This is a genomic window from Clostridium sp. (assembly GCF_032576335.1).
Taxonomy (GTDB): Bacteria; Bacillota; Clostridia; order Oscillospirales; family Acutalibacteraceae; genus Faecalispora.
In genome coordinates this window covers 220,448-241,087 of sequence record NZ_JAWFXC010000002.1, presented here as the reverse complement: position 1 = coordinate 241,087, position 20,640 = coordinate 220,448, and the positions used below count along the sequence as shown (strand labels likewise).

Annotated in this window: 20 protein-coding genes; 8 read left to right on the top strand and 12 right to left on the bottom strand. The window is 42.8% G+C overall.

Features of this window, described 5'->3' with window-relative positions; all coding sequences use genetic code 11:
• The first annotated feature begins 266 nt into the window (after window positions 1-266).
• Genes E7L17_RS03230 through E7L17_RS03200 form a run of 7 tightly spaced genes read left to right on the top strand, consistent with a single transcriptional unit; the run spans window position 267 to window position 5,198 of the window.
• Window positions 267-1,265: a transglutaminase-like domain-containing protein gene (locus E7L17_RS03230; RefSeq protein WP_316321827.1), complete on the top strand. Its 999-nt coding sequence runs from the start codon at window positions 267-269 to the stop codon at window positions 1,263-1,265.
• A gap of 21 nt (window positions 1,266-1,286) precedes the next feature.
• The gene (locus E7L17_RS03225; RefSeq protein WP_316321826.1) at window positions 1,287-2,339 is read left to right on the top strand and encodes a type II secretion system F family protein; all 1,053 of its coding nucleotides are present in this window, start codon (window positions 1,287-1,289) and stop codon (window positions 2,337-2,339) included.
• 18 nt (window positions 2,340-2,357) lie between these two features.
• A complete protein-coding gene (locus E7L17_RS03220; protein WP_316321825.1) occupies window positions 2,358-2,666 on the top strand; it encodes a hypothetical protein in 309 nt (102 codons plus the stop codon).
• Window positions 2,663-3,136, top strand: a complete 474-nt coding sequence (locus E7L17_RS03215) for a DUF4860 domain-containing protein (RefSeq protein ID WP_316321824.1) — start codon at window positions 2,663-2,665, stop codon at window positions 3,134-3,136. The genes E7L17_RS03220 and E7L17_RS03215 overlap by 4 nt, the downstream gene beginning before the upstream one ends.
• A gap of 18 nt (window positions 3,137-3,154) precedes the next feature.
• On the top strand, window positions 3,155-3,610 hold the full coding sequence (locus tag E7L17_RS03210; RefSeq protein WP_316321823.1) for a hypothetical protein: 456 nt from the start codon (window positions 3,155-3,157) through the stop codon (window positions 3,608-3,610).
• Window positions 3,607-4,104 carry a hypothetical protein gene (locus E7L17_RS03205; RefSeq protein ID WP_316321822.1) on the top strand — a complete coding sequence of 166 codons (498 nt, stop codon included), beginning with the start codon at window positions 3,607-3,609 and terminating at the stop codon, window positions 4,102-4,104. Before E7L17_RS03210 ends, E7L17_RS03205 begins: the two co-directional genes overlap by 4 nt.
• Window positions 4,105-4,130: 26 nt before the next feature.
• A complete protein-coding gene (locus tag E7L17_RS03200) occupies window positions 4,131-5,198 on the top strand; it encodes a PilT/PilU family type 4a pilus ATPase (protein ID WP_316321821.1) in 1,068 nt (355 codons plus the stop codon).
• 116 nt (window positions 5,199-5,314) lie between these two features.
• Here the strand turns inward: E7L17_RS03200 and trhA are convergent, their stop codons facing one another.
• The 8 genes from trhA to E7L17_RS03160 all read right to left on the bottom strand — a co-directional run bounded on the left by trhA (window position 5,315) and on the right by E7L17_RS03160 (window position 14,346).
• The gene (gene trhA / locus E7L17_RS03195; RefSeq protein ID WP_316321820.1) at window positions 5,315-6,055 is read right to left on the bottom strand and encodes a PAQR family membrane homeostasis protein TrhA; all 741 of its coding nucleotides are present in this window, start codon (window positions 6,053-6,055) and stop codon (window positions 5,315-5,317) included.
• A gap of 207 nt (window positions 6,056-6,262) precedes the next feature.
• Entirely contained in the window at window positions 6,263-6,484 is a 222-nt protein-coding gene (locus tag E7L17_RS03190) for a DUF3006 domain-containing protein (protein ID WP_316321819.1), read from the bottom strand.
• A 4-nt stretch (window positions 6,485-6,488) separates the two neighbouring features.
• The gene (locus E7L17_RS03185) at window positions 6,489-7,430 is read right to left on the bottom strand and encodes a ComEC/Rec2 family competence protein (RefSeq protein ID WP_316321818.1); all 942 of its coding nucleotides are present in this window, start codon (window positions 7,428-7,430) and stop codon (window positions 6,489-6,491) included.
• 33 nt (window positions 7,431-7,463) lie between these two features.
• Window positions 7,464-10,085 (bottom strand): DNA translocase FtsK, encoded by a 2,622-nt coding sequence (locus tag E7L17_RS03180; protein ID WP_316321817.1) that lies wholly within the window; start codon window positions 10,083-10,085, stop codon window positions 7,464-7,466.
• A 101-nt stretch (window positions 10,086-10,186) separates the two neighbouring features.
• Window positions 10,187-11,107, bottom strand: coding sequence for an undecaprenyl-diphosphate phosphatase (locus E7L17_RS03175; protein ID WP_316321816.1), 921 nt, complete (start codon window positions 11,105-11,107; stop codon window positions 10,187-10,189).
• Between the two features lie 72 nt (window positions 11,108-11,179).
• Window positions 11,180-11,983 (bottom strand): ClpP family protease, encoded by an 804-nt coding sequence (locus E7L17_RS03170; protein ID WP_316321815.1) that lies wholly within the window; start codon window positions 11,981-11,983, stop codon window positions 11,180-11,182.
• A gap of 339 nt (window positions 11,984-12,322) precedes the next feature.
• Entirely contained in the window at window positions 12,323-13,315 is a 993-nt protein-coding gene (locus E7L17_RS03165) for a DMT family transporter (RefSeq protein ID WP_316321814.1), read from the bottom strand.
• A 137-nt stretch (window positions 13,316-13,452) separates the two neighbouring features.
• Window positions 13,453-14,346 carry a LysR family transcriptional regulator gene (locus tag E7L17_RS03160; RefSeq protein WP_316321953.1) on the bottom strand — a complete coding sequence of 298 codons (894 nt, stop codon included), beginning with the start codon at window positions 14,344-14,346 and terminating at the stop codon, window positions 13,453-13,455.
• Between the two features lie 193 nt (window positions 14,347-14,539).
• Here E7L17_RS03160 and E7L17_RS03155 point away from each other — a divergent pair, with 193 nt between their 5' ends.
• Window positions 14,540-15,886: a Na+/H+ antiporter NhaC family protein gene (locus E7L17_RS03155; RefSeq protein WP_316321813.1), complete on the top strand. Its 1,347-nt coding sequence runs from the start codon at window positions 14,540-14,542 to the stop codon at window positions 15,884-15,886.
• An 84-nt stretch (window positions 15,887-15,970) separates the two neighbouring features.
• Here E7L17_RS03155 and bioB read toward each other — a convergent pair whose 3' ends face one another.
• The 4 genes from bioB to E7L17_RS03135 form a co-directional block, all read right to left on the bottom strand.
• Window positions 15,971-16,945: a biotin synthase BioB gene (gene bioB, locus E7L17_RS03150; RefSeq protein WP_316321812.1), complete on the bottom strand. Its 975-nt coding sequence runs from the start codon at window positions 16,943-16,945 to the stop codon at window positions 15,971-15,973.
• Between the two features lie 251 nt (window positions 16,946-17,196).
• On the bottom strand, window positions 17,197-18,873 hold the full coding sequence (locus E7L17_RS03145; protein WP_316321811.1) for an FAD-dependent oxidoreductase: 1,677 nt from the start codon (window positions 18,871-18,873) through the stop codon (window positions 17,197-17,199).
• A 64-nt stretch (window positions 18,874-18,937) separates the two neighbouring features.
• Window positions 18,938-19,504, bottom strand: coding sequence for an alkyl hydroperoxide reductase subunit C (ahpC, locus tag E7L17_RS03140; RefSeq protein WP_316321810.1), 567 nt, complete (start codon window positions 19,502-19,504; stop codon window positions 18,938-18,940).
• Window positions 19,505-19,732: 228 nt separating this feature from the next.
• Window positions 19,733-20,605 carry a hydroxymethylbilane synthase gene (locus E7L17_RS03135; protein WP_316321809.1) on the bottom strand — a complete coding sequence of 291 codons (873 nt, stop codon included), beginning with the start codon at window positions 20,603-20,605 and terminating at the stop codon, window positions 19,733-19,735.
• Between the last annotated feature and the right edge of the window lie 35 nt (window positions 20,606-20,640).

The following is a 20,640-nucleotide window of genomic DNA, read 5'->3' as shown; positions in this document are numbered from 1 at the left end:
ATTTACTCGATTTGCCAGGATATTTCTGTATTCGTTGTCTCATATTTTATAACAATTCAAGCCCATAATTAGAAATGCTTGCACTCGATTATTTTCTTGTATTTTTTTATGACCCATGATATACTAAAAATAACTATAATACTTCCTGAAAAACCCTATTAATACGATGTGAAGTATTAAAATTCGAACTATTAAGGGAAGTTTTTTGACGTAGTAGGCATTTAGCATTATTATAATAATTTGCTTTTATCTTGAGAGGGATATTTATGAAAGTATTCAGCTTTTCTTATATGAAAACAAGAGTTTGCTGCTCTTTACTTCTAGCAAGCACCTGTATATTAAGTTCTTGCGCTAGTGTTTCTTCTGCAGGATTCGCATCACAAAAGGCAGCATCTGCTGTAATGATATTTGCAAATGCTTTGCCTGCTCAAAATACAAATCACCAATCTACTGAAAGCTCAGCTATTGCTATAAAACAACTCTCTTATGAAACAACACCGCTGCAAACGTTGGCTTCATCTGCTTACTCTCAAAACGGAGTTGTTATCGATACAAGCGCAGCTGCAAATGGTTATGTGCAAATAAAATATACCGGAGCCGAAAAAAAGCTGAAGGTTCAGGTAAAAAAAGACAGCTCAACCTATAATTACGACCTGAATGGTAAAGGAATAACCGAAACATATTCTTTACAAATGGGGAATGGTCAATATTCGATTCGGGTTTTAGAAAATGTTTCTGGTAACTATTATAAAGAATTGTACAGTATACCGCTGGCAGTCACACTTTCCAGCGAAACTGCCCCTTTTTTATGCCCAAACCAATATGTAAGCTATAGTTCCTCCTCTTTGGCTGCTAAAAAAGCGGCTGAATTGAGTGCCGGTGCCAGTACCGATGTTGAGAAATTAAAGCTCATTTACAACTATATGATTAAAAATATTAAATATGATTTCGATAAAGCGGCAAAGGTAACCTCCGGTTATGTACCAAATGTGGATTCCATACTCACTACTCAAAAGGGAATTTGCTTTGATTACTCTTCCCTCATGGCGGCGATGCTCCGTTCACAGGGGGTTCCATCTAAAGTAGTCGTTGGCTCGGTGGATACGCTTGCCGTAACGCATGCCTGGAACGAGGTGTATCTAAAAGGTACGGGATGGATTACCATAAAAATTGAAGTTTCCAATACCGGGTGGAAGCTAATGGACCCCACCTTAGGTGCCTCGAATACAGTTGGTAAGGGATATACGACTGTTCGTATCTATTAAAAGACATCACGGAGGATTTATATGCAACTAAAACAAAGAACCGCATTTACGGCCGCTGAGTTGTCTTACATGTGCTCACAAATTTCTTGGATGTTAGAATCGGCAATTCCTTTGGAAGAAGGAATTGCCGTAATTTGTGAAAACACAGAAAATCCGGAGCAAAAACAGATGCTACAACATGTGTGTGATTTAATTGCACAGAATGGGTCTTTCAGCCAATCTGTGGATGAATCTGGTTATTTCCCGCCTTATATGATACATATGGTTGAAATAGGGAAAAAAACAGGGAAATTAGATGAAGTTATGGTCAGCCTGGCCATTTACTACGAACGTGAGGATCAATTACTGCACCAAGTAAAGGGTGCGCTCACTTACCCGCTTGTGCTAATCTTTATGATTGCTGTTATTCTAGGCGTGCTTACCAATAAAATTCTTCCTGTGTTTTTGCAGGTTTTGGATGGCCTAGGCGATGACTATTCGGCCGTTTCTTTTCATGCAGTAAACCTTGGTATTGCAGCCGGGCATTTTGCAGTGGTTACTATGCTGCTTATAGGGTTAATTATCTTATTCATCCTATTTCTATCTGGGACTCCAAAGGGGCGCGCTTACTCCCTTTCCATCGCGATTCGTCTCCCCTTCCTTACAAAAATTATAAATCTAGCAGATTCAGCTCAATTTGCATCGGCTTTATCCATTTTGCTGAGCAGCGGATACGATATATCGGAAGCACTGCACCTTATGCCAAATATACTGCAAAATCCACGTAACCTGGCAAATGCGCAGAAAGCTGCACTCGCAGTTGAGGGAGGAACCTCTTTAACCACAGCATTGCAGCAAACGGGCCTATTTACTGGAGTGCGTTTTAGCATGCTTCGAGTTGGCGAGAGCACAGGGAATCTTGAAAAAGTGCTCAACAAAATTGCGGATAAAACTAATGATGAGGTAATGGAGCTTATCAGCAGAAAAATTGCCTTTATTGAGCCGTTATTAGTTGGCTTGGTCTCTGTTATTATTGGAACTTTGCTGCTTTCCGTAATGCTCCCGCTTATTGGGATTATGAGCAGTATTGCTTAGAGAGGGTGTTCTTACCGTATGCGTCGTTTATTCTCGTTAGGCTTATTTGCGGCACTTCTCTTTATAATTATCATTGGCTTTACCCGTATTGAACAGGTAAACCACCGGAACTCGAGCAAGCTGCTTCTTCAAAAAATAGACCGTGCTATTGTAAACTGCTATGCAATTGAGGGCACATATCCTCCCAGCTTTGAATACTTGGAAAATAATTACGGCATTCATATAGATAATCAAAAATACTATGTGGATTATCAGATTTTTGCCGCCAATATAAAACCAGAGATTCGTTTAGTAGAGCGCAGGCATTCCGAGGAGGTTAAACCGTGAACTTGAGAACGCACCAATCTACACAAACGCCGTTTGCTTTACTTATTGCCTGTATTTTCACCGGAGTGTCACTATTTTTAGTGCTGCTGGGAGCAGATGCATACCGGAATAGTTTACAAGCGATAACTGTTAACCACCAAATCCGTGCTACACTCTCTTACACTGCAAACCAAATTCGCACTGCAGACCGTGCAGAAAATATTGAGGTAAACACAGTGGATGGTCAGCAGATACTTCGTATCCATTCACAGGAAGAATCCAAAACCGGCAACACTTATCTCTATTTTTACAAAGGATTTTTAATGGAGCTTTTTGCAAGCGATGAAGAACCATTTGTGCCGGAACAAGGTGAAAAAATTACAGAAGTCAAACAGTTCTCTATCAATAAAAACGGAAGATTGTATGCTATCTCTGCAACTGCATTAAATGGTAATCAAATATCCGTCTCTGTATGCCCGAGAGCCTCTTAAAAAACGAGGGGGAAACAAATGAAAAACACCACAAAGATTCACCCTTATTTTATTGAAATACTGTTTGTCATCTTATTTTTAGCGATTTCTTCCATTGCTGTTTTGCAAATTCACCTTGCAACAAAAACTATTTCAAATAAGAATATAGATACACAATATGCAATGGCCACCGCGCAAACGGCCGCGGAAACTTTATATTCTGTAAATACACCGGAAGACGCAAGCCACACTTTTGTGCAAGGCGGTGCTGTTGCGCAGGGAAATGTATTTCGAACCCAATACAATAAAGATTGGACACCTGTTTTATCAGGAGGAATTTACATCGCTGAAAAACGTCTTGAGTTTTCTCCCACTGAAACTGGAACAATGGCAACTTTAAGCATAACCATTCAGAAAGATAATAGTGAACTTTATACTTTGACAGCAAAGCGCTACTTTCCCACTCCTACTAATAACGGGAGGGTAAACGGATGAAACAAAAGAAGCTTCCGTTTTTTTCAGGAGCAGGTCTTACTTCCCTCTTTATGGTATTTGTTATTTTGTGCCTGACTGCTTTCGCGATACTTTCTTTTTCTGCTGTGAAATCGGACTGGAATCTAACCAACAAACACATACAAAGCATCCAAAGCTACTATTCCGCTGACGCAAAAGCGCAATATATACTCAGTGAGATTGATTCGAAAATTCTTCTTCTGCGAAAAGAAAATCCATCTATTACCGATGAAGAGCTGGCAAAAAAGCTGAACGGTTCTGTTATTGATGACATTACTCTAGCGATCGCCGAAGGCACTGCAGACAGCTATTTTACCTTTTCAGTGCCCGTCGGCTCCATTCAAGAAATACAGGTTACTTTGCTGCCCACAAAGGGAGAAAAGCGTTACGAAATTATAAAATATAAACTAGCTGCATCACAAGAATGGGATGGAAACGACCAGCCCCTAACAGTGTGGCAAGGCCCTCATACTTAACCGACCGGAAAGGAAGCACTCTCCTTATGGATATACTTGAAATGCTCCAAACAGCTGTATCAAAAGGTGCCTCAGATATTTTTATTATTTCGGGCTGCCCTGCCTCTTATAAAATACACGATATGATTCAGCCGATGAATGAAGAAAAACTGATGCCGGACACAGCTAGGCATATTATCTCTACCATCTTTGAACTTGCAGGGCAGAGAGATTTTCCAGCCTTTTTAAAAAAAGGGGACGATGACTTTTCTTTTTCGATTCCAAAACTGGGTCGTTTTCGCTGTAATGCGTATTTACAGCGAAATTCATGTGCGGCTGTACTCCGCATATTGGGGTTCGAGCTTCCTGAACCCAATGCACTCCATATCCCTCAAGCGGTAATGGATCTTGCCACTAAAGAGCGAGGGCTGGTTCTCATTACCGGCCCGGCAGGGAGCGGTAAAACCACTACCCTAGCGTGTCTGATTGAACAGATTAATCGAACACGTAACAGCCACATCATTACGATTGAAGACCCGATTGAGTTTCTACATCCTCATAATAAAAGCATTGTAAGTCAACGCGAAATTAAAAACGACACAAAAGGTTACTTACAAGCTCTACGTGCTGCACTACGCCAAGCACCAAACGTAATTCTAATTGGGGAAATGCGCGATTATGAAACCATTTCTACCGCAGTAACGGCAGCGGAGACCGGGCAGCTTATTTTATCTACCCTGCATACCTTGGGGGCTTCGAACGCCATAGACCGTATTATTGATGTATTTCCTGAAAACCAACAATACCAAATTCGTGTTCAGCTTTCTATGGTTTTACAGGCTATTGTTTCGCAGCAGCTTATCCCCTCTCTTGATGGAACTCTTGTACCTGCATTTGAAATTCTTCTTATTAATAATGCCATCCGCAATATGATTCGAGAAGCAAAAACACACCAAATCGATAATGCGATCAGTGCAAATGCTGCAATTGGAATGCTCTCAATGGATAATGATTTACTGCGCTTGTACCGTGGGGGAATCATCTCAAAAGATAGTGCATTAACCTATTGCAGCAATGTAGAATTAATGAGTAAAAAGCTTTCTACCTCAAATTGAATCAAAACGTAAAACAAAGAAAGAAGCCACCGAAGAGGGATAAACCCATCATCGGCGGCTTCTATTCTATTTCGAACCACCCACACAATATCGGTGGTTATTTGAGAAACGGTAAATCAAAGTTTATCTACCACATGGTATATCATAACATATTGCAAAATGCTGCCTGCCAAAACAAATAAATGCCACACTGCATGCAGGTAAGGAATCTTCTTTCCTTTTTGGTAGATAATCGCACCTACTGTGTAGGCAACGCCACCTGCAATCAGTAAAATCAAATCCTGTAAATCCAGTGCTTGAATGAGAGGGCCGAAGGCAAATACAACAATCCAACCCATTGCAATATAGCATACCATCGACACTTTACGGAAGCGCTCCATATCGATAATGTTCAAAAGGATTCCTGCAATTGCAGCTGCCCATACAATTGAAAAAAGAACAAAACCTGTTTGCCCTGCCAAAGCAAGCAGAGTGATTGGGGTATAGGAACCTGCAATTAAAACAAATATGGTGCAATGATCCAGCACCTGAAACACACGCTTCGCTTTACAAACGCCTAACGCATGGTACATAGTTGAAACAAAATACAACAGGAACAGCGTTACTGCATATATGGTTACAACCGCCTGCGGGAAAATCTCGTATGGCGCTGCCGCCTGCAAAGATAATAACGCTGCAATAGCTAAAATTGCCCCTAACCCATGCGTAACCGCATTTGCAATCTCTTCACCCACACTATACGTTGGCAACCCCAATTCATTTCGTCTGCCTTTGCGCCACTCATTTTTATCTTGTTTTTCTTTTTCTCTAGGAGCATATGAATTCATATGCAAAGCTCGTTCGGATTGTTCTGCCAATTCAAGGCACCTCCATTCTACATTATGTAGTTTTTAAAACTAGATGTTATAATTATATTATACCCATTGATAGCATTTGTCAATTCTTTCAAATTATTTTTTTATTATTATGATAAAAGTTTGAGCTGTTTATCTTAAAATATTCCATCTTTAGGATAAAAAAAGGGATAGATTAAAATGCTTAATCCTCCCTCTTGGTTTTATCCCTCAATGCTCCCAAAGGGAGTTTTGTTTTTTACGAATCAAATTTCGGCGCGCCGCCGTTTTCTCTTCACTGACAGTTAAAGCACCGTCGTCACTGATTTCCAGTACATCTCCCTCGTGAACATTCTTTGGCAGTTCCGATAAATCAATGGCAAAAAACTTCTTATCTTCCCCTTCGCAAATAGCGTACACGCCTTCAAAACGATCAATAATCAAATTTTTCATATAATCACCTTTCTGTTTGGTAGATAATCGTTGTTCCATCACTACAATAAAGCAACGTTCCGCTTACATCAGTACGCCCTACGGTAGCAGAATAACGATTGAGGCGATCCATTACCTCACGGTTTGGGAGCTCATATTGGCTGTCTGCAACAGATACTGCAGAATATTTTGGTTTTACCGCCGCTAAAAATGCCGCTGTGCTAGAGGTTTTACTGCCGTGGTGACCTACCTTTAGCACATCTGCATGCAAGTCTTTTTGTGTGGCCAAAATTGCAGACTCTTCCCCGGCTTCTGCATCACCCATCAGCAAAAATCGAGTTTGCCCATATGTGAGCATCAGAACAATTGAATTTTCATTTGTTGAATTTAATATAGACAGGGGTGCCAGAACCTCTATTCTTACATCGCCCAATGTTAGGGTATTGCCCCCGCGCAGATACTCTGGGGAAAGCCCTTTCCTTTTTAAAGACTGAATTGTATTGGTATACACAGAATCAGAGGGCAGCAGGTTTTCTGGCAATTGCGGCATAAAATAGTGGTCTACCTTATATTCCTCAATTACACCGCTTAGCCCACCAACATGGTCACTATCTGGGTGGGTGTTAATAATATAGTCGAGAGCGGTTACCCCTCTGCGGGCTAAGTAACGATTCACTGTTTCGGCCTGATCCGGTGTACCACCATCCACCAAAAGATATTTTCCCTTGCACTCGACTAAAATAGAATCCGCTTTTCCAACGTTGAGTACATGTAACGACATTGGGTAATCTTTCGCTATGGATGAAAAATCAGATAGACCAAACGAAGAATAGACTGCCTGCCACCAAGAGGAATACCCGGAGGGAAACAAAGCAGGCAAAAGACCCAACACAAGTAGCAATACTGCCAGCACAGTGAATACCGCCCTTTTATGGCGAAAGCTTTTCCCGGCGTACTCTTGTTCCATACCGAAAACGTCTCCTTTAAGCTGCGGTAGTGCTTAAGACTGTTCGCTGTTGTCTTGCTGCATGGTCATTTCAAGGTACTGTTGGCGTGATAGCAATACTTGGCGAGGTTTTGAGCCCTCATGCGGGCCAATTACTCCTAACTGCTCCATTTCATCAATCAAACGACCTGCACGGGCATAACCAAGACGAAGTCGCCTTTGCAGTAAGGAAGTGGACGCTTGTCCCGCCTCTATTACACATTTAATGGCTTCATTCATCATCGGGTCCGTAAGCTCGGAATCCTTTGCGTCTCCATTAGAAGAGCTCTTTTCTGCGATTGCATTACGCTCAATCTCTTCGATTACAGATTGGTCATAGCCGGATTCCTGCACCTTTTTCGCGTAAGTAACCACCGACTCAATCTCACTATCGCTTACAAAACAACCCTGAATACGAATCGGCTTTTGCGAACCTACTGGAGAAAAGAGCATGTCGCCGCGGCCTAGCAGCTTTTCGGCACCACCCATGTCTAAAATGGTACGAGAATCAATCTGCGAAGAAACCGCAAATGCAATTCGGCTTGGAATATTTGCCTTAATAATACCTGTAATAACATCTACGGAGGGGCGCTGGGTAGCAATAACCAAGTGCATACCCGCCGCACGAGCCATCTGTGCCAAACGGCAGATGGAATCTTCCACCTCGTTGGGGGCGGCCATCATTAAGTCTGCCAACTCATCAATAATAATGACAATCTGCGGCAAATGCGGCATAGGATTGCCTTCATCATCTTGATTCCCCTTGCTTTTGGCGAGCTTATTATAGGAAGCTAAGTCTCTTACGTTATTTTCCGCAAAGATTTTATAACGCTTTAGCATTTCCGTAACGGCCCACCCCAGTGCACCAGCTGCCTTGCGGGGGTCTGTTACCACCGGTACAAGCAAATGTGGAATCCCGTTATAAATACCAAGCTCAACCACCTTCGGATCAATCATTAAAAATCGAACTTCATCGGGTGTTGACTTGTAAAGCAAGCTCACAATTAAAGAATTAATGCAGACCGATTTACCAGAACCAGTGGAACCCGCAATAAGTAGGTGAGGCATTTTAGCTAAATCGGTTACTGCTACCGCGCCAGCAATATCCCGCCCGAGGGCAACTGTCAGCTTGCTTTTTGCAGAAACAAATGGATTGGATTCCACCAAATCGCGCATGCGAACCACATTTACATTTTTATTGGGAACTTCAATCCCAACAGCGGCCTTGCCGGGAATTGGCGCTTCAATACGAACACCTGCCGCCGCCAGATTCATCGCAATATCGTCACTGAGGTTAGTAATCTTGCTAATCTTAACACCCGGGGCTGGCTGCAGCTCATAGCGAGTAACCGCAGGGCCGCGGCTAATATCTACAATCTTAGTTTGTACCCCAAAGCTTTTCAGAGTACCAACCAGCATATTCCCATTGCTTTGTAGTTCGGCAGTAATATCTTCCTGATTCGCACCAGCGGAATACTCCAGCATTGAAAGCGGCGGAAACAGGTAGCCCTCCGCCTGAGGAGTAGGGTCTGCCGCCCTTACGGCTGTTTCACGCACTGCACTTTGCAGCATAGCGGTTTTCTGAAGAAAAGCAGCTGCGGCTGCTGCAGAACCGGAAGCATCCTGCCCAGCCGGTGTAACCGGCACAGCAGCTGGCGAAGCAACGGAAGCTGTTACAGCACTCGTCGCAGCGGGTGTCACAACTGGAAGAGGAATCGTAACCACCGGTTCTTCTGCCTGCGGTGCCTCCTCAGCTTTTTCCTGCGTGGCGCTTGCTCCTGCTCCGGTAAACTGAAATAGTTTTTCTAACTGTTCGAGCTTTTCGCTCTTTTCAGGCGTATCTGCTGGAGTTCGCTCCGAGCGAACCGGGTGTGCAGGTAGCTCATCCGCATCTAGCGCAATATCAATATTGGGGTCACGCTTTCTGTCTTTCTCGAGTAAGCGGCGCTCGCGTACTGCATCGAGATTTTCTGCAACTAAGTCCACGGGTTTTGTAACGGTTTTAAATAATTGAATCAGACTCGTGCCTGTGAGCAGCATAATCATAACAAAAAGTAATAGTATGATTACAATTTTCGAACCCACCGAGCCAAGTACTGATACAAATAAAACGCCAACCATGCCGCTCACCAAACCAGCTCCGCGCTGTGCAACCCCCTGCATATAAAGCTCTTTTAGGTGATTCATATACCCGCCCGGTTGAATGACGCCTGTTTCTGGCCCAAAAATATAGACGGTGGCGCATACCATAATGATAATACCCGAGATCATTCCAATCCTCAGATTCATGTTATCATTTATGCGCTCTATGGCAGTAATAACTGATATGTAAAGGAATAAAATGGGCCATAAAATTGCACAATTACCGAACAAGCCAAGAAGAACATTATGCGCCCAGTTCCATACATGGTCGCCCTTTACAAGGACTAAAAACGCCATCAGCACCGCCACAGCGAAAATAACCACAGCCGTCATTTGATTGCGATGACGCAAAGCCTCCAATTCCCGTTCGGTTCGGGGCTTCTGTTTTGCCGATGTGGCGGCGGAAGAGCCTTGACGCCGATTCGCAGTTGAAGGTCGCTTTGTTTGTTTTTTTGTTTGAGTTGGTTGCTTTTGAACTGTTTTTTGTTTTGCCACTGCACTCTCACCTTGTTTTTCAATTCATTCGTATTATCAACCTGATTTTTATGCTCTGCCGCAAACGCTGTACTCATTCTTACCTATTAATAAAATCACATTTAAGAAACAAAGAAAGTGATCATTTGCCCTGTTTGGTGTTCGTAAACACCGATAGCAACGGTAATAATACCTAATATAAAGGTATACCACACAAATACTGCCAGCTTATCGGATGCAACCATCCAGCGCAGGAGCTTAATGGCTAAAAAGCCTACAATCGCTGCTGTGATTACACCGGCTAGAATAGGAGCTATGCCAATCGTAATCGGTTGGCTCATCGCGTCTTTCAGTTCTAGCAATGCGGCTGCAACAATAGCCGGAATACCAATGACAAAGGAGTAATCCAAAGCGGTTTGGCGGCTGATTCCTCTCATTAAACCAACCGAAAGCGTAGAACCCGAACGAGATAACCCCGGGAAAACAGCGGCAACGCATTGTGCAAAACCAACTGCTAACGCATCTGGAACATCAAAATTGCGTCTTCCTGAAATTGCTCTGGCTCCCCCACGCCCTTGCTTTCTTTTTGTTGCAAGAATGCCGAGCGTTAAAAGAACGGAAGTAAAAATCAAAGCACAGCCTTCTACCACAATATCGGAATCAGTTGCCCAAAGGTCTGCAAAGTCTTTGATTTTATGACCGGTACCAGGAACGGGGAGAAACAGCAAAAACAATGGTAGCAGACCAATCATCAGCATCATCAGTAAACGCCGATCAGCGCTCATGCGCGACCACTGGAATTTGCCTGTAAACACATCTTTTAGCAAACGGATAAATGCCACAATCAAACGCAGAATTAAATCACGGTAAACAATCAACACGGCTAATAAGGTACCAAGGTGCAGCATAACATCAAATAACAGGCTGTCTACCTTTACTCCCATAAAATGCTGTGCCAAAGAAAGGTGACCACTGCTAGAGACGGGCAAGAACTCTGTGGCACCCTGAATGATTCCCTGAATAATTGCTTGTAGTATACTCAATGTGAACCTCCATAATATGTAATTCGGCGGCAACCGCAATGCGGAGCCGGCCGTAGTTATGCAAGAGTTATTTTATTTTGTTTCTCTTGCAGCTTTTGTCGATTTTTTAGAAGACCGTGGTTTTGTCTTTTTTTCTTTGGCTCGATTCTCGTCTATCATACCTCGCAGGCAATCAATTGCATCCGATAATGTGCCTACCGAATCAATTAAACCTTCCTCCACTGCATCGGACCCAGTGAGTACGGTTCCTACATCCATCACCAATTCTTGCGTGTTCATGGAAAGCTCGTAGAAACGCTCGGGAGACATTTTTGAATTCTGCGTAACAAAACGAGTAATGCGCTCTTGCATCCGCTGAAAATATTCCAGTGTTTGCGGTACGCCAAGCACTAACCCACTCATGCGAACAGGGTGAACGGTCATTGATGCCGACTGTGCAATGAAAGAATGCTTTGCGGCAACTGCCAGAGGAACACCAATGGAGTGTCCTCCACCTAAAACAAGCGAAACGGTTGGCTTTTTCATTCCTGCTACGAGTTCGGCTATTGCCAAACCTGCCTCAACATCGCCGCCAACGGTATTCAAAATCATAAGAAGACCATGAATTTTTGGTTCTTCCTCAATTGCCACTAGCTGTGGAATAACGTGCTCATATTTTGTTGTTTTATTTTGTGATGGCAAAATATAATGACCCTCTACCTGACCAATAATTGTCAAGCAGTGAATCATGTGATCCGGGTCACCTGCCAAAACAGAACCATTTTCCGTAATTTGATCGTTTTGCTTTTCACTACCAACCGGTGCTGGCTCCAATTCTTCATTTTCGTTCTCACGCGTGGACGGGTTTTCTATCTGCTGATAGCGTTGTTTACCCATTTTTTCAGCCACCTCCTACACAATAGTGTTCCGTAAGGAGCGGCTTCTCATACACGATTCATTTTTGAATTTCCCATTTTAATCAAAAATTGTTTATGGTATCAAACAAAGTAAATTTTCCGCACAATTAATTAAAGATAGATAATTACTCTTTACCTCGCATCGTGAGGTAGTTATTCATTATTATAGCATTTTGGCTTCTGTACTTCAACGTGCTTGCAAAGAAAAAGACACGAAAAATCGTTCGACATTCCCTGCGGTTTTATTATCAAGTATTTATATGAAAAGGCTATGAACACTTTCATGTTACATAGCCTTTTTTCATGATTTATTATTATCTCAATTTTTCAGCGCTTTGTTATCCTCTTTTTCTAAAATGGATTCTGCCTGTGCCGCCAAAGCGGCTTTTTGCCGCTTCCAACTGGGGATAAACGTAATCATAGAACCGATTAGAATTAAAATAATACCAGTGATCTTTGTAGAAGTAAGCGGTTCATGTAGGATAATGAATGCAAGTATAGGGGCAAGAGCCGGTTTGATGAAAAACACCAATGAAGTAGTAATTGCCGAAGTTGCCTCCATTGCCATAAAGTAAAATGCAAAACCGAGACCGGTAACACCAACACCAATGTACAAAAGGCTTGGCAAAAGTTCGGGAGTAATGCCTTTGAATATGGGAGTATTTGCAAACAAACCCAAGCCGGCATTGGTTAAAATTCCGCCGAACCACGCAGTTTTTGTAAGCAATACTAAAATAAATAGTTCTGCCGCACCAAAAATAAAGCTAAAACAGGTGGTTACCACACTGCCGTAACGCGCGCCGTGCTTTTTCCCTAAAACACTATACAAAGCAAAGGTAATCGCTGCCAAAATCGTTAATATGGTTCCTGTTGCTGAGCCTTTTGCATGAAAAGGGTCTATTGTAACCGCCATACCTAAAATACTTACAATGATAGAAACAATTGAGTATTTATATACCTTTTCTTTTAAGAGCAACGCCGCCAAAATCATTACGAATACGGGGTTACAACTAAATAGTATTGCAACAATAGACGCATCGGAATAAATGACTGCCATTTGGTACAAGACCATGCTGATAACAACACAGCAAAAACCAGTAAATGCTAAATAACACAAATCTCTCACGTTTAATTGGCAGTTATTTTTCTTTAAATGCCGCAGTGCAAAGGGCGACAAAACCAAAGCGCCAATGGAAAACCGCAGTACCGTAATTTGCAGCGGGTGAAATCCACCTGCCGTAATTTTAAGCATAATCTCCATGGTGCTAAAAAATATGCTGGTAATTAAAATGTACAAATAACCTTTTTTCATATGTATTCTATTCAACCCCTATTCTCTTTTCATGCTGTGCTTTCTCTTAGTCTGGGGAAAACAGTTCAGCCAGACTGGACTCTCTGCCTAAACAGTGTAATGCAGAGCACCACTTTTGTCTATATCATTTGCAGTATTTATTGCAATTTTAAATAGCTTTGTTCTTCTTTGCAAATATCAATCATCTCTGTCATAGCATCCGTAAGATATTTGCCTTTGTGGTATACCGCTTTAAATAATCTGCGGAACTGCATACCTCTCACCTCAACCGCACAGAGCTTCCCCATTTTGCATTCTTCTTTTACGGCTAAGCGAGAAATTACAGAGACCCCAAGCCCTTCTTGCACAGCAAGCTTAATGGTATCTGCATTATTGCAAATCCACCCTTCTCTCCAGGTTAAAGATTTTGCTGCCATTTCATCTTCAAAGGTTTTACGGGTTCCGCTGCCCTTTTCTCGTATAATAAAGGTCTCTTGTTCCATCTCTTGCGGTTCAATTTGTTTTCTGCCAGCAAATGGATGCCCCGGCCCGCAAATTAACACCAACTCATCACTGAGAAACGGTAGAGTAATCAGGTCGGAGGAGGCGGTATCTCCCTCAACTAAAGCAAGGTCTAGCTGGCCTCCCAAGAGCATTGCCTCAATATTTGCCGTGTTATCTTCCACCACAAACACATCTGTTCCCGGCCGATTCTGCTGAAAATGAGATACCAGCTTTGGAAGAATATAAGCGCCTATGGTTACGCTTGCACCAACCCGTATGGAACCATCCTTTTGAAGCGCTTTCATATTATCTTCCGCTTCCATATCCATACGAACAATTTGGTTTGCATAGCGCAGCAGCTTTTTCCCGGCGGTAGTTAAGAATAATTTGCGAGACATCCTTTCAAACAGACGCACCCCATAGTGTTTCTCCATTTCTGCAATTGCTTGGCTTACCGCAGACTGAGAAAGAAAAAGATTTTCAGCCGCTACAGTCATATTCATATATTCGCATACTGCAAGAAAGATTTTATAATGGCGTAGTGTCACACGATTCACTCCCTAACCTCAAATTCTCTATCAATAAGAAAAGTATGTATTTTCTAAAGTTATCATACCGTTTTACTTATGCAAAATCAACTGCACGCATTATATCCTTCCTATTTATATTAAGAAAAGATTGGAAAACACATTTCATTTCGCTATAATGTATTACAATTGATGATATGTGGGGGATTTTGTCGTGGCAGAACGAATTACGCTTTCTTTCTTTTTATTTGGGCTGATTGCCTGTATTCTAAGTGGACTTCCCATTCTATTCGCTCTTACATTCGGGCTAATTTGCTTTTTAGTGTATGGTTTGGTAAAGAAGAATACACTCACGCAAATGGGTGCTATGATGCTGGACGGAATTCGCGGAGCAAAAAATATTCTAATTATCTTTTTATTAATAGGCATGTTAACCTCTGTTTGGCGTACTTCCGGTACAATTCCGTACTTGATTTACCATGCAATTCAAATACTGAACCCTACTTTATTTGTTTTGTACACCTTCTTATTATGTTGTATGATGTCTTTTTTGATGGGTACCTCTTTTGGTACAGCTGCCACCATGGGCGTTGTTTGCATGATGATCTCGCGCTCGCTCCTAGTAGACCCGGTTCTTTGCGGTGGTGCTATTTTAGCCGGCTCTTATTTTGGCGACCGCTGTTCTCCTATGTCTTCGAGTGCATTACTGGTTAGCGAGCTAACCGGAACCAATATTTACGACAATATTCGGCGGATGTTCAAAACCTCCGTTGTTCCATTTGTGCTTTCCTGCCTTTTATATTTTTTTGCAAAAGGAACAACTGCCCAAACCGGTAATCTTGCTTCACTGAATTTGTTCCGCGAGAATTTTAACCTTTCTTTCATTGTAGTTCTGCCTGCCCTTTTGATTATTCTATTATCATTGTTTCGTGTACCGGTAAAAAAAACAATGGTAATCAGCATTTTACTGGCGTGCGTGATTTGCCTTACCGTACAAAAAACACCCATTACTGAACTGTTGCCCAGTCTTTTGCTAGGCTACCAATCCTCAAACACTGAGCTTGGGTCATTGCTTAACGGCGGAGGAGTTCTTTCCATGGCAAAGGTAGCGGGAATCATTTTAATTTCCACCTCCTACTTCGGCATATTCAAAAAAACAGAGCTGCTTACGGAGATTCGAAAGCTAGTGGAAGCATCCTCTTATAAAATTACACCGTTTGGCTCAGTTTTATTTACGTCTGTGGTAATGAGCGCCATTAGCTGCAATCAAACACTGGCTACTATGCTCACGTTTCAAATGTGTGATTCCATTGTGCCAGACCGCAAAAAGCTCGCTCTTATATTAGAGGACACCGTTATTGTAATAGCCCCTCTCATTCCTTGGAGCATTGCGGGTGGAATGCCTTTAATGACAGTTGGGGCACCAACTTCCAGTATCCTATTTGCATTTTATCTTTTTCTTCTCCCCTTATTTCATTTCGGGCTAGAATGGGTGAAAAGTCGAAAAAAGACGGTATCTCTAACGGAAGAAGAACCATATCGCGAAGATTCACAAGATTAGATTACATACCAAAAGAGGAGATGGCTTACGCCATCTCCTCTTTTGGTATGTTGTGAGAGAACTCTTATTATTTTGATAATATGATTATGCTCGAACTTGGCATTTCAGCTGAAAACCAGCCTTAGTAAACATTTCAAAATCCTGTTTTACTGTATTACCAGAAGTGGTAAGCATGTTGCCTGTAATGGAGGCATTTGCACCGGCATGCAACGCCAACCTGCCACAGTCGGTCATGGAATTGCGGCCGCCTGCCAAGCGAATATTTGCCGTAGGATTAATAAAGCGGAACAATGCAATGGTACGCAGTATCTCCTCTTCCGGCAGCAAGGGTTGGTCTTGTAAGGGAGTACCCGGTATTGCCATTAACACATTCACAGGTATGGACTCAACACCTAAGTCGCGCAGCTCAAACGCCATATCTAAGCGGTCACTCATCTCTTCCCCCATTCCGATAATTCCACCGCTGCAAATTTCAAGACCTGCTTTTTGTGCGGCACGAATGGTCTCAATTTTATCATCGTATGTATGGGTCGTGCAAACCTGTGGGAAATAGCGACGGGAAGTTTCTAAATTATTATGGGTACGGGTAATGCCCGCCTCTTTCAGCTTTAAAAATTGTTCGTAATTGATTAACCCGTGAGAGGCACAGAGCTGAATATCGGATTCCTCTCGAATTTTGGAATAAGCGCGGCATAAAATATCAACTTCCGCATCCGATACACGCACACCGGAGGTTACGACCGAAAAACGGTCAACACCCTGCTTAGCGGTTTGCAAGCCCTCTTTCACAATACGGTCTACCGTAAGGAGCGGGTATTCATCAACGCCGGTTTTATGCCCGCGAGCTTGTGAACAGTACTTACAGTTTTCGCTACACAAGCCACTTTTCCCATTTAATATAGAGCAGGTGTCTAGCACATTGCCGTTCAGGTTTTCTCGAATTTGATTCGCCGCCTCACATAACTCCTCCAAGGGTGCTGTGAGCAATTCCTCTGCGCCAGAGCGATTAATTTGCCCTCCGGCAAGAATTTTTTCTTTCCAAATTTGAACGATACTCATTTCAAGATATCCTCCTAATATGTTTCACTTTTCGTTACCCTATTAATAAAAGCGGATACTGCGTTTCCACTCTTTACTCTTTTTAACGTATTTACAAGACCGGCCTAAAACATGTTTGTTTTATTGTATCAGGGAGATTTTGCATTGTCAACCATTTTATTAATAAAAAGTTTACAATAGAGCAATAAGAAATGCCTCCGGAAAAACCGGAGGCATTTCTATGCTATTACAAGAAAAAGTTTAGATGAGTACTATCCCTCAATGGCTTTTTCAAGCACTTGGTCAAATGTTTGAGAACCAAAGAAAGCTTGCTCATTTTCATTTACAATCAGTGCTGGAACACTCATAATTCGATATTTCTCTCGAATATCTGGGAACAGAGCAACATCCAGCATTTCTGCCGTTACGTTACCGCCGCTGGCAATCGCTATGGAATGCGCCGCCGCAACAACATCTGGGCAATAGGGGCACGCCAAGGTTACGCCAACCTTTAAAACCGTGTTGGGTGGAAGCTGACGGATTTTTTCAATCTGCTCCGGGGTTAGCTTGTCTTCCGCTGCCAAATGAAGGATTCCGAGTACAAACGAGTTTATCTCGTGGCCGCCGGGAACTGCACTGAACTTAACACCGCTGAATTGCCCTGCTTCATTTAGAAAAACGGCCACCGGGTAACGTTCAATTCCCAGTTCCTGCTCTAAATTGGGGTTTTCACCCTTTTGATACACTTGCAAGTGAATATGGTCGCTCAGCGGCTCAATCTCACGCAGAAAAACTTCTAGCTCTAGAGACTTTTTATTTGAGGAATCCACCACTGTAACAATCGTCATGTCTTTTTTAAGGCGCTGGAATACTTGAGAAAGCTGACTCTTGAGTTCACCGCTCAAATATTCGCCATTGGGCGCCACAGACTTTGCAGAATTCTCTTTTTGCTGTGGTGCAGGTACGTCTTCTGCGGTTACCCCATCCTCTTCAAACATTGGGATGCCAAGGCGCTCTTTTTCTTTGGTGACATACTTTTCTGCGGAGGTAGCCGCAACCGCGCCATCTGCTACTGCCGTTACAATTTGGCGGAGAAGCTTAGGGCGCAAATCGCCTGCGGCAAAAACACCCGGAATATTGGTGTGCATGGCTTCGTCTGTAAGAATATAGCCATCCTTATCCATATCCACATGGCCTTGAAAGAGTTCGGTAGCTGGGTCATATCCCACAAAAACGAACACACCAAATGTTCCGTTTTCCCCAGCATCGTACACTTCTGTTTCACCGGTTTGCTTGTTTTTAAAGTGGGCGCGGCGAAGAAGCGAATCGCCCTCTACTTTCTCTAGCAAAGTATTGTATTTTACCGTAATTTTGGGGTGTGCGATTGCTTTATCTGCAACTGTTCTTGCGCAACTAAAATCATTGCCACGAATGACAATGGTGACGGATTTTGCAAAGCGGGTCAGGTAAATGGCTTCTTCTGCCGCAGCAAATCCACCGCCAATAACAAAAATATCGAGCCCACTAAAAAATTCACCGTCACAAGTGGCACAATACGCAACTCCATGGCCGCTGTACTGCTCTTCCCCCTCGAATCCGCCTTGGCGGGGAGATGCACCGGTTGCGATGATGACCGAACGGCTTTGATACGTGCCGGATGAAGCGTAGAGTGCTTTAATCTCACCAGAAAAATCCACACGCTCAATTTCTGCCGTTTCAATCTTCACACCGAAATCACGAACATGGTTCTTCATCTCTTCTACAAGCTCGGGGCCTCCCGTTTTGCGGATGCCGGGGTAGTTTACAACCTCGGCAGTATTCCCTACCTGACCGCCCGGGTTACTCTTTTCTAAAATAAGTGTTTTGAGCTTTGCGCGGCCCGCATAAACTCCTGCCGCTAAGCCGGCGCTGCCAGCCCCGATAATTATTAAATCATAAATCGGATTCATGTTGTAATACTCCCCTTTTAAAAAGGACCGCCGCCAATACGGCAGCGGCCCAAATTGTTCTAAATTACAGCTTACCTACCAAGTCCAAGCTAGGAGAAAGAGTCTCCTCACCGGGCTTCCATTTGGCCGGGCAAACCTGATCGCCATGCTTGTCTACAAATTGAGCCGCATGCACCTTACGCAACAGCTCTTCCGCATTACGGCCAATCCCCAAATCGTTTACCTCATAGGCAACGATTTTACCCTGCGGATTTACAATAAAGGTACCACGTAGTGCCAAGCCAGCAGATTCTACATAAATACCTAGCTCTTTTGAGAGAACACCGGCACGGTCTGCCAGCATGGGGTACTTAATTTTTTGAATGGTCTCAGACGCATCTGCCCAAGCTTTATGAACAAACTGGCTGTCGGTAGAAACGGAATAAATCTCTGCGCCAATTTTCTGAAATTCACTATAATAATCTGCAAGGTCGCCTAATTCAGTGGGGCAAACGAAAGAAAAATCAGCGGGGTAGAAAAACAGAATGTTCCACTTACCCTCCATATCCTCACGAGTTACCTCTTTTAGCTCACCCTGATGATACGCCTGCAGTTTAAAATCCGGTAGTTCACGTCCAATTAAGTTTGTCATATTAAATTACCTCCTAATACGTATCATAAATTTTTGTAACCGTATGAAACAGTTACCCTTTACTAACACTTATTATACAGGAAGCTTTTTTAAATTTCAATAGATTTTTAGGAATTATTATCGTTTTTTAAAAAATTTACAAATTAATCCTATTTTCTTCATAAACTACTCGCCCCACTTACTTCTTATAATACTATTACACCTTACTGTTCTATTTTGCGTTTCATTCTAGTGAAGCTGATTCAAAATTTCGTTTGCTAAGCGCTCGCCAAGCTTTGCTGCATCAGCAATTGGTGCATTCATTTGCTTTTTAACGCTATGTTTGCCGTTATTGTAGAATCCAGTTAAAACAATTTCGTCTTCTTCCAATTTTGCAAATGCTGCAATCGGGTTCACGTCAGGATTGTCAAACTGTTTCAAAAACGCCAGTTCCGCCTTTGCACAGCAGCGGCTTGGGAAATCATCCACTCCTGACAGACAGTAGTGTGGTTCCCCTATTCTTGTTACTATGGCAAAAATCCCTTGCCCCACCGCAGGAACAATCTCTTGCTCTGTAAAAATTCGGCCGCTTCGGTTGCGTAAGCCTAAAAGAGACAGTGCGTCACATGGTAAAATCAGAGCAGAATAATCCCCTCTGTCTAATCGTTTAAGTCGACTATGTACATCTCCGCGAATCGGTGCAATGTCGTTACGAGGATAGAATGAGCCCGCTTGAACTCTTCTATGCATTCCGGATACACCAATTGGTCTATCCAATTCCGGCTGTTGAGCTCCAATTGGAAGAACCAAAGTGTGCTTAACATTTAAACGAGTGCAATATGCAGCAATCATTAACCCCGGCGCAACACCTTGATTCAGTTCTACCAAATCATATACTGCTTGGTCGATCCTTTTTTCTAAAAGCGCACGCTGCAATATGCTGATTGGCTTTTGTTCTCCGGCAGGCTCCCCCGTCTGCTCCTGCACCGGTTCCTCTGCCGCAGAGATAGGCATCAAATCGAGCTGGCATGTTGAATCCGCTCTTTTTATATCTTGCATAATGCGTCTTGTGTGAATGATTGCTAGTTTATCTTCGTGGCAACCAATTCGTATTCTTTCCATCTGTAACCTCCCATCTTTGCAGTTTATTTTAAATA